Consider the following 15,526-nt stretch of genomic DNA (forward strand, 5'->3'; position numbering starts at 1 on the left):
CCTCTCCTAGTAGATTATTATCAACATTGTAAACCTTTTCGTTGCAGGTGGGCTGGAATTTGCTTAGCGATTAGGCATACAATGAAAACTATTAAAATGATTTATTAGGGAAGAAGGCAACAAGATGGAGAGAGTCATTGTAGCTGCCCTATCAGGAGTCAGTATTATTCTGATCATGGTGGCGCTAGGGTATTTAATGAATGAGAGAAAATGGTTTTCATCAGAATCACCGCGCATTATTTCACAGTTGGTTACCCAGGTGGCACTTCCTGCCTATATGATCGCCACCGTTACCAAGCGGTTTACTGCGTCAGAGCTACGGCAGTTACTCCCGGATTTGCGCTATCCGGTACTATCGATGACAATTCTATTTGCCTTAGCAACTGCAATTGCGCGGATCTGTGCTGTTAGGAAAAAACACCGGGGTCTATTTACTTCGATGTTTTTTAATTCAAATACGGTCTTTATAGGCTTGCCGCTCAACATGGCTTTGTTTGGGAGTGCTTCGGTGCCGTATGTATTGGTATACTACATGGCCAACACCACCTTCTTTTGGACGTTGGGAGTATGGCTGATCCAGCATGATGGAAAGCATAAAGCAGGGGTGAACTGGCGCCAAGTGTTAAGCAAGATTTTTTCACCGCCGCTGTTAGGCTTTATCTTAGCAGTAGTCTTGATCATCCTTCATATCCATGTACCAGCATTTATCATGCAGACTTGTGGTTATCTGGGTGGATTAACCGTTCCGCTCTCAATGTTATTTATTGGAATTGCCATTTCTAATGCTGGGCTGCGCCGGTTACGCTTTGATCGGGATGCGGTTTTAATTATGTTGGGGAGGTTTGTGGTGGCACCGTTACTGATGATTTTACTGGTAATGCCAGCCTCAATGCCCTTATTGATGAAGCAGGTCTTCGTGATTCAAGCTGCGATGCCAGTTATGACCAATGCTCCAATCGTGGCTAAATTATATCAGGCGGATGCGGACTATGCAGCGGTGATGGTTACGGAAACAACGCTGATGGCAGCTGTTACGGTGCCATTATGGATGGTGGTTGTGCAGATGGTGGTTAAATAGAAGTGTGAACCAGCTCGGGTAAAAGGCGTAGGATAACGGACACCCCGGTGAGATGATGAAGTCATCCATTGGGGTGTTGTTATCCATAGGCTTTTGAGCTGGTGAACACGTTAAGGAATAGAAGTGCTGAGCATTGCGGGTAAGAGGCGTGCTGTAAGGAGCAACTGATGGTGATGATTTTATCATCGCCGAAGTTGCTATTTACAGACGAGCCGCTTGCAATGTGAGGCACGACAATAGAGGTGCTGAGTAGTGCGGGTAGAAAGCGTGATTTAACCTAGGGTAACGAATGATGAATATCATCAGAAAAGACATTCGTAGTTAGTTTAAAGAGAATATCACCATTAAGTGGAGGTAGACTTAATCTGCCTCCACATTTTTATAGGTTTCTTCATTAGAAAAAGTAGAATTTCTGGTACACTAGAACGAAACTAGGAGGGGATCGGGATGGATTCAAGGACAAATTTGCCAAATAATTTCAAGTATGCACTGCGAACATCACTGCCGGTTTTGTTTGGCTTTATGTTTTTGGGGATCGGATATGGACTTTACATGCATAACTTAGGCTTTTCATTTCTTTTTCCCACTTTGATGGCAGCGACAATTTATGGTGGATTAGTAGAGTTTTTCATCGCTAACATGCTTTTGCAGCAGTTTAACCCGGTTAGTGTCTTAATGTTGACGGCTGTGCTAGGTTTTCGCCAGTTTTTTTATGGAGTGTCAATGTTGACCAAATATCCGCTGCAAGGATGGCGGAAGTGGGTCTTGATCTACGGGTTGGCGGATGAAACTTTCGTTTTGAATTACTATGTCAAAGTCCCCCAAGGCTATGATGAGACTGCAGTGCATGTCTGGATTACCATTTTGAATTATTTCTATTGGGTAACCGGGGCGTGCCTAGGTGGTCTACTAGGCAGTGCCTTGGGAATGGAAATCAAGGGACTAGATTTTATTATGACCGCACTCTTTATTTGCCTAGCTGTCGACCAAGTGCGGAAAGAAAAAAGCCATTTAAGTTCGCTTAGTGGCATGGTAATTACCCTAGTTTCCTTAGTATTGATTGGACAGAGATACTTCTTGGTTGTGACGCTTTTATTATTGGTGGCAGAATTTGCAGTGAAGTATTGGCATGAGCAGCAAAAGGAGGAACAGCGGTGACTTTAATGGAACAGGTGTTAACGATTGCGCTTGCAGCCGTGGTTAATTTTTTAACACGGTATCTTCCGTTTGTACTCTTTACTCGCCGAGATAATCAGCGACCAGCACCTTTTATTGTCCAATTAGGAAAGTTCCTTCCACCCGCAATCATGACAATGTTGGTAGTGTACTGTTACCGCGGAATTGACCTTTTTCAGGGTAACCATGGGCTTCCCGAACTTATTGCTGGTTTGATTACAGCTGGCCTCCATTGGTGGCGGCAGATGGTCTTTTCTTTGCTGGGAGGAACACTGGTGTACATATTATTAGTGAATTACGTTTTTAACTGACAAAAAAAGCTACTATAACGTATGTATAGAATGGGGAGAAAATTAGCATAAAAGTTGTTTTAAAGAGGATTATACGCTGATTTCAGGCTTGCGTGTCGGAGTGCTTCATGTTATAATTCTACTTCGTGAGTATCTAAGTCGCACAAAGCATTAGATTACTCTCCTTGTTCTTATTTAAAATATAGAACCAATAGTCCATAAGGAGGTGCAAACAGTCGTGAAGTACGAAATTACTTATATCATCAACCCATCACTTGATGAAGAAGCAAAGAATGCTTTGGTAGAACGTTTTGACAACATTCTTAAGAATGATGGTGCTGAAATCGTAGATTCAAAAGACTGGTCTAAGCGTCGTTTTGCTTACGAAATCGGTGGTTACAGTGAAGGTACTTACCACATTGTTAACTTAACTGCTGACAACGCTGAAGCAATCAACGAATTTGACCGTCTTGCAAAGATCAATGATGGTATCTTACGTCACATGATCGTAAAGCGTGAAGATTAATCAACTCTTTTTAAAATCATAAAGGAGGATGCACCTTGATCAATAGAGTCGTTATTACAGGTCGTTTGACCCGGGACGCAGAATTGCGTTATACCCAAAGTGGAGTAGCGGTGGCAAGTTTTACGGTGGCAGTTGATCGGCAATTCCGGACCCAAGCAGGGGAACGGGAAGCTGATTTCATTAATTGCGTAATTTGGCGGAAGTCAGCCGAAAACTTTGTCAACTTTACCCATAAAGGTTCAATGGTGGGAATCGATGGGCGGTTGCAAACGAGAAACTACGAAAACCAACAAGGTCAACGGGTTTACGTGACTGAAGTGGTGGTAGATTCCTTTGCCCTGATGGAAAGTCGTTCCCAATCGGAACAGTACCGACAAACACATGGTGGTAACGGCATGGGTCAAGGTGGTGCTCCAAATAACGGTTTCACATCCGGAAATAACGGATATGCTGGGGGAAATAATACTCCAGCCGGTGGTTATAGCAACCCGAGCCAGGGTTACTCCAACAATGCCGCTCCGATGTCGGGGAACACTGGTAATCAAAACCAAGATCTTAACCAAGATCCATTTAGTGATGACCAGAACGGCAAAGTTATTTCTGATGATGACCTACCATTCTAATTAAGGAGGAACTACCAATGGCACAAAACCGTCGTGGCGGCCGTCGTCGTCGTAAAGTCGACTTTATTGCTGCAAACCACATCGGATACATCGATTACAAAGACACTGACTTGTTACGCCGTTTCATTTCAGAACGTGGTAAGATCTTACCTCGTCGGGTAACTGGTACTAGTGCTAAGAACCAACGTCGTGTTACTATCGCTATCAAGCGTGCACGTATCATGGGGTTGCTTCCATTTGTCAACGAAGACTAATTCTGTGGCAATACGCTAACTATATTATTGATAAATAACCCGGAGATGAATTTCATCTCCGGTTTTTTTGTGTGCACATTGTCATTTATATTTGACATTGATGAAACTTTGGTGTACATTATAAGCGACAAAAGGTCATATATAAACGACAAGGAGGGGGATGGATGAACCGGGTACGAGAATATCGGCGTCAGCATACGGATTATTCCCAGCAGGCGCTGGCACAACAAGTAGGAGTAGCACGGCAGACAATCAACTTGATTGAAAATGATAAGTACAATCCATCGTTAGATCTGTGCTTAAAAATAGCGTGGGCGTTGGGGACGGATCTCAATACCCTATTTTGGGAGGAGCGTGACAAGAAATGACACAAACAACACTTTTCACACGGATAATCAAGCACTTCTACGGGATTGCAGGTCCGCTGGATGAATACCGGTTAGGCCAATTGAACCGGATTGGCAATACAGCGTTGATTCCAGTATTGGCCTTACAAATGCTAGGAGCGTTAGGGGCGATATTTGCTGTTGCCTGGCAGATACAGGCAGAAACAGCCCTGTTAGCTTACGTTTGGTTTAATATGGTGGTCGTATTAGTTGTGATGGCATACCTGGGTGGCGCGGTTGGCCGCTTACACTTAACAGAGCAGGAGGTAACTACACCAAAAGAAAAGAAGCGGGCGCAAATTTGGGCACTTATTCGGACTTTGATTGCAGGAGTGTGGTTTACGGTGATGTTTCACTTGCTCAACACTGCAATTGCCTGGGGCGGTAGTGGCCAGAGTTATGCTAGCTTCCTATTCCAAGGACGGTACCTATGGGGTTCGCTGGTTGCTGGTGGTGGCTGGACAGTCATAATGCTGATTATTGCTTTACGGCGGATTAAAGAAGTTAATGAAGAATGAATAAACAAATAAGGAGCAAATACAATGTACGCTGTATATGCTCCTTTGCTTTATCTTTATAATGATTTTTGAGATTTAGAAATCAACATCGTCAGGGTCCTTGCATTGACCACCGAGGTTTGGCAAGGCAGAAATTGTTGCCATTTCGGTAGGAGATAACTCAAAGTCAAAGATATCCATATTTTGCTTCATCCGGTCTACATGGACAGACTTTGGTAAAGGCAAGACTCCTTGTTGAAGAACCCAGCGTAGGCTGACTTGGGCAGTTGACTTGTTGTGAGCAGTGGCGATTTCCTGCATAGTTGGGTTGGTTAAAACCGTTGCCCCCTGACCGCCGAGAGGTCCCCATGCTTCAACAACAATATCCATTGCTTGTAGTTCTTTAATTTCATCAGCATGGGTCCAACCAGGATGAACTTCGATTTGGTCAACCATTGGCTTAACAGTCGCTGTTTCTAGTAGCTTTTTAACGTGGTGGGGCATGAAATTACTCAGTCCGATAGCACGAATCTTCCCTGCATGATAGAGTTCTTCCATAGCCCGCCATGTTTCGGCATTAATTTTAGCTGCTTCAGCACCAAATTGTTTTTCGTTAGCTGGCCAATGAATTAAGTAGAGATCAAGATAGTCTAAGCCTAGACGGTCTAAAGTCTTTTGAAAAGCAACTTTGGTAGCTTCATAACCCCGGTCAGTATTCCAGAGTTTGCTAGTGATGAATAATTCTTTCCGATCCACGCCGGCAGCTTTGATCCCTTGGCCTACGCCTTCTTCGTTGCGGTAAACCATGGCAGTATCAATATGACGGTAACCTGCTTGGATGGCGGCTGTTACAGCCGTAGCCGTGGCAGCCGGATCAGTTTTGTATGTACCGTAACCAACACATGGAATTTCAACTCCATTATTTAAGGTCAGTGGTGAGTTGACGTTAGTGAGTGTCATCATAATATCCTCCTTATTAATTGGTATTACCTTACTTATTATAAGTGTTATTAGAACGGAGGGGAATTAATCTGCTTTGGGTGCTATGTGAGATAAAAATAATTTGACTATTATTCTGGTGAGGAAAACAGATATAATGGGTGCAGAGTGAGCATGCTCGAGACTATTATTGTAGGGGATTGTTATGTCAGAGAAGACACCACATTGGTTCAAGCTGTGGTATATCATCGGGTATATCATTCGCCACGGGGTGTTGGTAGAGTTAGACCAACAAGATGCACAAACTTTGGTGCAACAATTATGCCGGCTGTTGGAGATTTCTCCCACAGTGAAAATTACTTTTGTTTCACATTCGAATGGCACCCTGGCAATTGAGCAGATTGACCAGGGGCAGGCTACTTCTTATGATATTTGTCGCTTGGTGGTGGCTTTGTTTGATTTGTCATATGCTGCGGGTGACTTTGACCCAAGTGGTCCACCAATGGGGCTAGTATGGTGCCCGTTTAAAAAGGTAGTGGATTATTACCATGACGGGTTTACAGAGTTGCAGTACCGATCGTTGAATCTGTATGATGCAGCAATGATGTTGGCTAGTGCTATTAAGATTGTGCAACAGTAATTATTTAATGCGAAACATAAAAAATTAAAACAATAGAAGCAACGAATGATATGAAGTGCTATAGTGGTTATTGATAAGATAACTTGCTACGGACTTTGGCATACGTTGCTTTTTTGTATTGCCATCATCAATGATAGTTGGAGAGAGATCTAATGAAAAATAAAGAAATTGAAGTTCGCGGGGCCCGGGTTAATAACTTACAGAATATTGACCTCAATCTTCCTTTAGGAAAATTCATTGCGATTAGTGGTTTATCTGGTTCAGGAAAGTCTTCTTTAGCCATGGGGGTTCTCTATGCAGAAGGGGCTCGGCGGTATTTGGATGCTTTATCGACATATACACGCCGGCGTATTAGTCAAGATTCCAAGGCAGATGTTACTACTATTCGTCATTTGCCAGCAGCTTTGGCTCTGCGTCAAAGACCGACCGTTCCTAATAAGCGCAGTACGGTGGGAACAATGACTGAAAGTGCGAACGTTTTGCGCCTCCTATTTTCCCGACTGGGTTCACATGTCCATCCGCAAACGTTCAGTCGGGCTGAACCGACGTTGCGAGTGGCAGAAGGGTTGGATGTCCAAGCAGCTGACGGGAACCGTTTTATGCCCCCAGCAGCCGAGGATTTTGCTTTTAATTCACGGGGTGCTTGTCCCACTTGTCAGGGTTTGGGCGAAATTAAACAGTTGGTAGAGAGCCGGATAGTTCCCGACGATAGTTTATCAATTCGTGCTGGAGCTATTGCGACCTGGCGGCTTCCGGGGCGTAATTTTATGCCAGCGATGGTTGAACAACTAGGGATTGATATTGACCGACCTTTCCGTGAGTTAAGTCCAACAGATCAGGAATTTGTCCTCCATGGGCCTAAGCGTAAATACGAAGTAAACCTTCCAACTAAGACGGGCCGGGTTTTTCATACTAATGCGCTTTATGAGAGTGCTTATGCAGCGGTGGAAGATAGTATGCAAACCAGCAGCAACGAAAAGACTCTGCAAAAGCTCAACAAGTTCTATGATTTCACGGAATGTCCGACTTGCCACGGGACTCGGCTTAAGCCTTGGGTTTTAAAGAGCTTGGTAGCTGGATGTGATATTGCTACAGTTAGTCGGATGGAAATTAAGGACCTGCCGACCTGGGCGGCTAAAATTGAACCTAGCCTGCCCCCAACTATGGCAAAGTTAGCACATAATTTGGTGACCGAATTTTGCCAAAGCTTGCAGCCGTTGATCGACCTTGGGCTAGATTATTTGACGCTTGATCGGGCAGGAGCCAGTTTATCAACTGGCGAGTTGCAAAGGATCCAACTTAGCCGGACGTTGCGAACTGCAACCACCGGGGTACTCTACGTGCTGGATGAGCCTTCGATTGGTTTGCATCCGGCTAATGTCGTTGGTTTAATCAAAATATTACGTGCATTAGTAGCTCAAGGAAATACAGTTCTAGTGGTAGATCACAACTCAGCGGTGATCGGGGCGGCTGACTGGGTGGTTGAACTTGGGCCCGGGGCTGGGCATAGTGGAGGTCAAGTCATAGCTCAGGGAACGGTTGAGCAGATCAAGGAGGACTCGGCGTCATTGATTGGTCCGTTCCTGGCAGGGACGGCACGACTACGGGTTCGCTCCACAACCCCAGTAGTGCTGAGTGTTCCCCAAATCACCTGGCATGTCACTGATAAATATAATTTGCATAACGTGCGTGTCCAGATTCCTGAAAATAGGCTGACAGCAGTAACAGGATTTTCTGGTGCTGGTAAGACTACTTTGTTTATGGAAAGTCTTGAACCAGCACTTAAAGCCCAGCTGACGGGGCAGGAATTACCCAACCACGTAGATTTCTTGGATGCCCCCAATATTAAGCGAGTTGTGGAAATCAATGCAACGCCAGTAGGAAAGAACGTTCGCTCAACGGTTGCCACGTACACCGGAATTTTGGATATATTGCGACAAAAATTCACCAGTACACGAGCGGCCAAAGAAAAGAAATGGACAGTGAGTCATTTTTCATACAATACTAAGCAAGGAGCATGTCCTACTTGCAAAGGAACCGGAGTTTTAAACTTAGACATCCAGTATCTTCCAGATATGGTCCAACCATGCCCTACTTGCCACGGTCAACGGTATAATGCAGAAACACTGACAGTTACTTGGCATGGGTTCAATCTGGCACAGATTTTAGCGATGACGGTTAGTGAAGCTCATGACCACTTTGCTGATACTACAAAGTTAGGAACAGTTCTGGCAGGCTTAAAAGAAATGGGGTTAGGTTACCTACATCTTGGTGAAGCTACTCCGGCCCTTTCTGGGGGTGAAGCCCAGCGCTTGAAATTGGCTGTTGATATGAGTAAAGACCAGCATGGGACATTGTATTTATTCGATGAACCATCAATTGGTTTGCATCCCTTGGATGAACGACTTCTTCTGGCCGTTTTTGATCGGTTGCTAGAGCAGGGGGCAACAATTGTTGTGATCGAACATGATCTAGACCTGATTGCAAACGCAGATTATATAGTGGATCTGGGGCCTCGGGGTGGACATGCAGGTGGACAGGTTGTTGCTACTGGGACGCCAGCCGCCGTTGCGCACCAAGAACAAAGTTTAACTGGCAAGTATTTACGTGCTCATTTAACACATTTTAATGATTAAGGAGTGAAGGGGCATGAAAACTGTAACCATTGGGAAAACAGTTCTTCCGGCAATCGGGCTGGGGACATGGCACATGGGTGATGATCCCCGCCGAGAAAAGCAAGAAATTGCTGCTATTCGAGCAGGTTTGACGGCGGGGGCGCAACTGATTGATACCGCTGAGATGTATGGCGATGGGCGAGCTGAACGACTGGTAGGGAAAGCACTTCAGGGCTATGCACGTGAGCAGGTGTACCTAGTTGATAAAGTTTTACCGGCTAATGCTAATGCAGTACGAATGGAAGCCAGCTTAGACCAGAGCCTACGCAATGTTGGAACAGATTATTTTGACTTATACCTGTATCATTGGCGCGGATCAACACCGTTGGAAGAAACAGTATCCGAGTTGAATCGGCTCCAAGCAACCGGCAAAATTCGCCATTGGGGAGTATCAAATTTTGATCGCGCTGACTTGGAGGAATTGTGGCAGACGCCTGGCGGTGACCAGTGTGTTGTCAATCAAGACCTTTACAATATTGGCGAACGCGGGATTGAGTACGATGTGTTACCCTGGCAACAAGCCCAGAAAATGCCGCTGATGGCATATTCACCAGTAGCTCAGGGTGATACTTTGGGAACCCAAAGGTTGACTAATAACCGTGTTTTACGCGCAATTGCTCAAGCGCACCAAGTGTCAGTATTTCAAGTGATGTTAGCCTGGGTTATTCGGCAACCGGGAGTTATTGCGATTCCCCAGACAAGGCAACCTGAACATGCACAGCAAAATGTTCAAGCCGGCGATCTATATTTGACAGAACAAGAGTTAATACAACTACAACAAGAGTTCCCAACCCCGACCCAAAAGCAACCGTTAGCGATGATTTAAAATGATAACGTTTTAATTTTTCTTGCAATCAACCAATAAAAAACGGATAATGGAGAAAGCACTTGCAAAAAAGAGAGAGTTTGCAAGGAAACATTTAAGAGAGAATTTATTGGCATAAGGAGAATTACAAATGAATATTTTGATTGCGTTGATCCCAGCCTTGGGGTGGGGACTCATGCCGTTGGTTGCTAGCAAGACGGGGGGCAAACCTGCCAACCAGATCTTTGGAACTGGGTTAGGTGCCACCATCGTGGGGGTTTTGGTGCTATTAGTAGCCCGTCCAAGTTTGGATATTCGGACGTTCTTATTTGCATTATTCTGTGGTGCTTTTTGGACAATTGGTCAAATTGGTCAGTTTGTTTCTTTCCGCAGCATTGGTGTTGCCAAAACGATGCCGATCTCAACGGGCTTACAGCTGGTAGGGAACTCCTTAGTGGGGGTAATGATTTTCGGTGATTGGCCAGGCGCTAGCGCCCGCATCATTGGTTTTGTTGCTTTATTGATCGTAGTGCTGGGGGTTGTCTTGACGTCAGTGAACGATCAAAATGATGATACTGACCGCGTAGCCCTGCAAAACCTAGTCTTTTTAGTAGTTACGACTGTTGGCTACTGGTTTTATAGTGCTTTCCCACAAATTGTACCGCACGCTGATGGGCAAGCCCTCTTCTTCCCACAAATGTTAGGGATTTTATTAGGTGCGATGATCTATGCATTGGCATCTGGCCAGGTACAGATTTTTGCAGAAAAAGAAAGTTGGCTAGGAGCGGTTGCAGGCCTATTCTTCGGGGTAGCAGCCTTAGCTTACATCTTCTCTGCGCGGGAAAATGGGGTGGCTCCAGCCTTTATTTACACCCAATTAAGCGTAGTATTGGCTACTTTAGGTGGGGTATTGTTCCTTAAGGAAAAGAAAACTCGCCGGGAAATGGTCTTTACCCTTTTGGGCTTGGGGTTAATTGTCGCTGGTAGTGTCATGACTAGTTTCGCTTAATAATCTAAAAGTTATCTTAAAAGCAGGCGTCTGAGGACATAGGTTCTTAGGCGCCTTTTGGATTGTTCTTTTTTTATCCATTTTAAAGAAGAAAAAGATAAGTAATGTTTGCTTTCTATAAAATTAGAAAATGATGATAATTTAGGGGATGGACAGGCGATTTTATTCGTGGGAGATCTGTAAATCCTATTTTTTCAGTAGAAAAAGGAAAAAAAGATGAAATCCCCCTTGAAAAAAACTCATAAAAATTGTATTTTTAATGCATAAGCGATTTACCAATCAATCGTGTTTACTAATAATGACTATTGGCACATCTAACTATTAGTTTTTTCATTTTATTTCTCAATAGTTAGTACTGTAACTCCCATAACACAGTCGAGGTAGTCATTATTTGGAGGGATGTGACCTTGTGTCGCATCTTTTTTTATGCACAAATGGAATGGAATATGGAGAGTTACGAGGGGGAAAGACAATGACAAGAAAACAAATCACTTGGGTGACGGTTGCCCTCTTATTAGCCAATATTGTTTCAGGGATGGATGCAACAATCATCACGACTGCACTGCCAGCTATTGTTAGTGACCTGCATGGGATCCAATATATGGGATGGATTGTAGCAGTTTTTCTGCTGGGAATGGCAGTTTTTTCGCCTTTGTGGGGTAAGCTGGGAGAAAGAACTAGTAATAAACTAGCATTTCAGCTCGGCTTGGTGTTATTTATTGTGAGTTCTGCTTTTGAAGGAATGGCTAGTAACATTTATTATTTTCTACTAGCGCGCTTTTTCATGGGGATTGGCGCTGGGGGAATCGGTTCTTTACCCTATATTATTATTGGCGAAATTTTTCCCAAGTATTATCAAAGGGCTAAAGCTTTAGGTTATATTTCAGCCAGTTGGAGTACGGCAACTGTCCTGGGACCATTAGTTGGCGGTTGGATTGTTGACTCTTTGAGCTGGCACTGGATTTTTTACATCAATATTCCGTTAGGCGTGGTAACGATTCTGATTGTTCAACGGTTTTATCAAACCCAGTCCAATAAAGTGACCAGCCAGTTCGATTATGCTGGTGCGGTATTGATGACAGGTGGTTTGGCACTAATTTTGTTGGGGATTCAACTGATTGGGATGGCACCATTGTTGTGGACGGTTATCTTAGTTGGCTTAGGTGGGGTGTGTTTATTAGCGATGAAGCGCGTCGAGCGCGCGGCAGTTGACCCAATTGTTCCGGGGCGCATTTTTAAAAATAAACTCCTATTAGCTGATTTCATTCTTTTTTCCCTAGCTTGGGGTGGAGGGATCGCGATCGCTAATTATGTTCCAACCTGGGCTCAAGGTTTACTAGCCACCACCGCGTTAATAGGCGGATTGACGCAGATTCCCAATGCTTTATCCAATATGGGCATTGCCCAAGTTAGCCCCTATTTGCAAACGCGTTACCAAGCGGGAACTTTAATCTTTTGGGGTTTATTTGCAACTTTGGTAAGTTTAGTCGTTTTGGTTGTTAGTGGGTTTGCGGCCCCATTTTGGGTCTTGTTAATTGCATGTTTCTTTAGCGGTCTAGGCTCCGGCTTGATTTTTGTGATTTTGCAGGTGAAAGTTCAACAAGATGCTCCGCCGGCAGACATGGCAATTGCTACTTCACTATCTTATTTGGTCCGAATCTTGGCCCAAACGTTTATGTCATCCCTGTATGGGGTCATTATGAACGTGATGATGTTTAGAGAAGTTCAAGCAACCCATGGGCGGGTAACGATGGCAATGATGAATAAGATTAGTGATGTGCAGGCCAGTCGGACTTTACCGCCAGCATTGGTGCCGATGATGCGACGGATCTTGCATAGTGGTTTACATGCAATTATGGTGGTCGCAAGCTTAGTGATTTTGCTGGGAATTGGCTACAATTGGTGGGTTAGCCGCCACTACCAATCACAGGTAACTGAGCAAGAATAAGTTTAGAGTCTTGTAATAAATATAGTAATGTCCCGGCTGAAAGCGGTAAAATAGATAAGGTAATAGTTGCTCAGAAGGGAAGAGTTAGTATGACAAAAGTATTGATTTTAGGTGACACCAATCCAATCACCGCTGGTTTGCGGGATAGCATCTTGGTTAATACCACTGATGATGTCGTGATCTATGATCACCTTGTCGCAGCTAAGGTTCAGGTATCAGCACCGGAACGGGAAACCTTAATCGATGGACGTTTGACAGATGAAGCTAAGTTAGTTGAGGCGATGGCTGGGGTTGATGTTGTCTATCTCAACAAGATGTTGCAGCTAAATGAAGTGCGGACAGTGATTGCTGCGATGAAGGCAACGCATGTGAACCGTTTGATTGCCACAACTGTCGTCGGGATCTATGGAGAAACCGGAGGCGATTTTGGTGTATGGAACATCAAACAACTAGGTGCCCCTGCAATTGGCCGTTTGCGGCGGTGTGCTGATGCTGTTGAGCGTTCTGGGTTAGACTATACGATTTTGCGGTACACATGGCTGTATGAAGAATCTGATAATGATAAGTTTGTCATGGTTCCGCAAAACCAAAAGTTCATGTTAGCTCAGCTCAGTCGTGAAGGCTTGATTAAAGGGATCATGGAAGTATTGACTGATACTTCAGGTACTTACATTAAAGCCAATTATGGGATTGGTGAGCCAGGGACCATCCAAGAAAAGCCATTCTTCTATATGGATGATGAAGATACAGAAGAATAATATACTTGGAAAAAAGAAAAACAAAATGAAGAGGTAAGTAATAATGGTGAAAGTGTTAATCTTGGATACAACCAAGAAGTTACCAGCTGCCGTACTGGATGAATTCTTGGAAGAATCATTTGATGACTTGGTGATGTACGGAGAAAATCTTGATGCCATCCGTGTGACTGCACCAGAACGGGAAGAAAAGATTACTGGGCGGTTGGATGATGAGGATCAACTAGTCCAGGCAATGATGGGAGTCGATTATGTCTTTCTTGATACTAGCAATGCTTCGATCCTGAACCATGTCTTGCACGCAATCAAGCAAGCTCAGGGACCTAAATTGATTTATGCTAGTGCAGTTGGGATCTATGATGAAGTTCCCGGTAAGTTCGGCGAATGGCTCAAAGAGCACCGTGGTGAGGAATTCTTGAACCAAATGAAGCAGTTAACCGATACAGTGGAGCAATCGGGAGTTACCTATACTATCCTGCGGTTGCCGCCAACATACACCAACAGTATGAATGATAATTACCAAGCGCGGACACGGAACCAACAGTTCATGTTTACACAGGTGTCGCGGGAAGCCGTTGGTCGGGCAATCACACAAATTGTTCGGGATCAACGTGGTGAATATGACAATTTAAATATAGCTTTGGGTGAGCCGGGCAGTGAAGGTGATGCGCCAATCTTCGATCCTAGCCGAGCCTAAAGAATACAAAAAACCAGCTTTTAAGCTGGTTTTTTAGTTGGCACTTTCCTTGGTGAAATATGTCAAAATTTGTGAAAAATATTTGCTGATTTTGTTTGCATCTTCGTAATCAAGCTTTTTCAATTGCCGAAATAACATTGCAGTATATGGTGGCATCTCATTTTCGCTACTAGTATCTTTTTCAGTGAAGAAATCAGCAATATCAACCCCTAATGCATCTGCGATATTTCCTAATTTCTGAAAACTGATATTTTGACCTTCAGTTCGCTCAATCTTAGAAATAAAGTTAACAGAAAGTCCACTGTACTCAGCTAGCTTTTCTTGTGTTAGGCCAGCGCGATGACGTTGCTTGCGAATGGCACTCCCGATGTCGTTATATGAATGTTGCACGCCAATCCCTCCTGAAATGCAAATGTCGGCACCGCCTAAATGTATTATTAACCACTTTTTGTATACAAGAGACACTAAAACCCCGCTAAATCAATGATGAAAGCGGTAAATGTGTGGAATGCCAACGTTTATTGTAATAACATTTAATATAAAATTATTCTTGCAAATTCATTATGTTTAAAAGCTCTACAATAGTCAAGGCTTGATTCTTGCCAAATGTCGCAGTATTAGAAAAAACGTTAGATTAGCTGCATTACAAAAAAATCCCAGTCAAACAGACCGGGGTTTATGTAAATGGTCGCTTACTATAATCATAATATGGGGGTATTGTGAGCAGAGAAGATGTAAGTTTCATTTACATGTCAATCGTACCACAAGACGATAAAATAAGAACAATAAAACAGGTGGATGTAAATAAAATAAGATAAAGATTATATTTTTTAGTTTGTTTTTTTAAAAAATGCTTTTAAGTTTGAAGTATGATAAAATGAATTGCGGGTAAGGCAGACATGTAATGCCATAAGAAGATAATCTTTATTTTGGTCAAAAAGGGTCGACTTTAGAGGGTTATTTTATGACTCTTGCCAGGATTAAAGACGGTCCACCCTGTCATTTTTGAAGTGAAAATAATGATTATGACCCATATCTATCCACCGTCTGGCTACACGGTGGGTATTTTTTTACTTAAATTCACATTTTTTTGCCAAAATATTCATAATTTCTTCACATAATATGATTATAGTAATGATATACCTTAATTGAGGTAAAAATTTACTCCCCCTAAAAGTAAATTTAATACCATCCAAGTTTTTCCCCTAAAAGAACTTGGAAACCCTTT

The 15,526-nt window shown here is 43.5% G+C and carries 17 protein-coding genes; 15 read left to right on the forward strand and 2 right to left on the reverse strand.

Annotated features, from left to right (window positions below; genetic code table 11):
• Window positions 1-124: 124 nt before the first annotated feature.
• The 8 genes from V3C97_RS00115 (at window position 125) to V3C97_RS00150 (ending at window position 4,851) form a co-directional block, all read left to right on the forward strand.
• The gene (locus V3C97_RS00115; protein ID WP_338434215.1) at window positions 125-1,078 is read left to right on the forward strand and encodes an AEC family transporter; all 954 of its coding nucleotides are present in this window, start codon (window positions 125-127) and stop codon (window positions 1,076-1,078) included.
• A gap of 447 nt (window positions 1,079-1,525) precedes the next feature.
• Entirely contained in the window at window positions 1,526-2,236 is a 711-nt protein-coding gene (locus tag V3C97_RS00120; protein WP_338434216.1) for an AzlC family ABC transporter permease, read from the forward strand.
• Between the two features lie 5 nt (window positions 2,237-2,241).
• Window positions 2,242-2,565, forward strand: a complete 324-nt coding sequence (locus tag V3C97_RS00125) for a branched-chain amino acid transporter permease (RefSeq protein ID WP_422392867.1) — start codon at window positions 2,242-2,244, stop codon at window positions 2,563-2,565.
• A gap of 217 nt (window positions 2,566-2,782) precedes the next feature.
• Window positions 2,783-3,070 (forward strand): 30S ribosomal protein S6, encoded by a 288-nt coding sequence (gene rpsF, locus V3C97_RS00130; protein WP_009552686.1) that lies wholly within the window; start codon window positions 2,783-2,785, stop codon window positions 3,068-3,070.
• Between the two features lie 35 nt (window positions 3,071-3,105).
• The gene (gene ssb / locus V3C97_RS00135) at window positions 3,106-3,693 is read left to right on the forward strand and encodes a single-stranded DNA-binding protein (protein ID WP_216543285.1); all 588 of its coding nucleotides are present in this window, start codon (window positions 3,106-3,108) and stop codon (window positions 3,691-3,693) included.
• A 17-nt stretch (window positions 3,694-3,710) separates the two neighbouring features.
• The gene (rpsR, locus tag V3C97_RS00140; protein ID WP_338434217.1) at window positions 3,711-3,947 is read left to right on the forward strand and encodes a 30S ribosomal protein S18; all 237 of its coding nucleotides are present in this window, start codon (window positions 3,711-3,713) and stop codon (window positions 3,945-3,947) included.
• A 164-nt stretch (window positions 3,948-4,111) separates the two neighbouring features.
• Complete coding sequence (locus V3C97_RS00145; protein WP_009552691.1) at window positions 4,112-4,315, forward strand: helix-turn-helix transcriptional regulator; 204 nt, start codon at window positions 4,112-4,114, stop codon at window positions 4,313-4,315.
• On the forward strand, window positions 4,312-4,851 hold the full coding sequence (locus V3C97_RS00150; RefSeq protein WP_338434218.1) for a DUF3278 domain-containing protein: 540 nt from the start codon (window positions 4,312-4,314) through the stop codon (window positions 4,849-4,851). Before V3C97_RS00145 ends, V3C97_RS00150 begins: the two co-directional genes overlap by 4 nt.
• 75 nt (window positions 4,852-4,926) lie before the next feature.
• On the opposite strand, the gene V3C97_RS00155 is transcribed toward V3C97_RS00150, so the two are convergent.
• A complete protein-coding gene (locus V3C97_RS00155; RefSeq protein ID WP_268889165.1) occupies window positions 4,927-5,793 on the reverse strand; it encodes an aldo/keto reductase in 867 nt (288 codons plus the stop codon).
• 181 nt (window positions 5,794-5,974) lie between these two features.
• On the opposite strand from V3C97_RS00155, the gene V3C97_RS00160 reads away from it, so the two are divergent.
• From V3C97_RS00160 to V3C97_RS00190, 7 genes are all read left to right on the forward strand, one after another.
• Window positions 5,975-6,409, forward strand: coding sequence for a hypothetical protein (locus tag V3C97_RS00160; RefSeq protein WP_338434219.1), 435 nt, complete (start codon window positions 5,975-5,977; stop codon window positions 6,407-6,409).
• A gap of 152 nt (window positions 6,410-6,561) precedes the next feature.
• Window positions 6,562-9,045, forward strand: coding sequence for an excinuclease ABC subunit UvrA (locus V3C97_RS00165; RefSeq protein ID WP_338434220.1), 2,484 nt, complete (start codon window positions 6,562-6,564; stop codon window positions 9,043-9,045).
• Between the two features lie 13 nt (window positions 9,046-9,058).
• Window positions 9,059-9,910 (forward strand): aldo/keto reductase, encoded by an 852-nt coding sequence (locus tag V3C97_RS00170; protein ID WP_338434221.1) that lies wholly within the window; start codon window positions 9,059-9,061, stop codon window positions 9,908-9,910.
• A gap of 130 nt (window positions 9,911-10,040) precedes the next feature.
• Entirely contained in the window at window positions 10,041-10,898 is an 858-nt protein-coding gene (locus V3C97_RS00175; RefSeq protein ID WP_338434222.1) for a GRP family sugar transporter, read from the forward strand.
• Window positions 10,899-11,370: 472 nt separating this feature from the next.
• A complete protein-coding gene (locus V3C97_RS00180; protein ID WP_338434223.1) occupies window positions 11,371-12,846 on the forward strand; it encodes an MFS transporter in 1,476 nt (491 codons plus the stop codon).
• An 89-nt stretch (window positions 12,847-12,935) separates the two neighbouring features.
• Complete coding sequence (locus V3C97_RS00185) at window positions 12,936-13,604, forward strand: NAD(P)H-binding protein (RefSeq protein ID WP_009552707.1); 669 nt, start codon at window positions 12,936-12,938, stop codon at window positions 13,602-13,604.
• Between the two features lie 43 nt (window positions 13,605-13,647).
• Window positions 13,648-14,298 (forward strand): NAD(P)H-binding protein, encoded by a 651-nt coding sequence (locus V3C97_RS00190; RefSeq protein ID WP_338434224.1) that lies wholly within the window; start codon window positions 13,648-13,650, stop codon window positions 14,296-14,298.
• A gap of 33 nt (window positions 14,299-14,331) precedes the next feature.
• Here the strand turns inward: V3C97_RS00190 and V3C97_RS00195 are convergent, their stop codons facing one another.
• Window positions 14,332-14,688, reverse strand: a complete 357-nt coding sequence (locus tag V3C97_RS00195; protein WP_009552712.1) for a helix-turn-helix domain-containing protein — start codon at window positions 14,686-14,688, stop codon at window positions 14,332-14,334.
• Between the last annotated feature and the right edge of the window lie 838 nt (window positions 14,689-15,526).

Origin of the sequence: Ligilactobacillus saerimneri (assembly GCF_036689625.1) — a bacterium.
Classification (GTDB): domain Bacteria; phylum Bacillota; class Bacilli; order Lactobacillales; family Lactobacillaceae; genus Ligilactobacillus; species Ligilactobacillus saerimneri.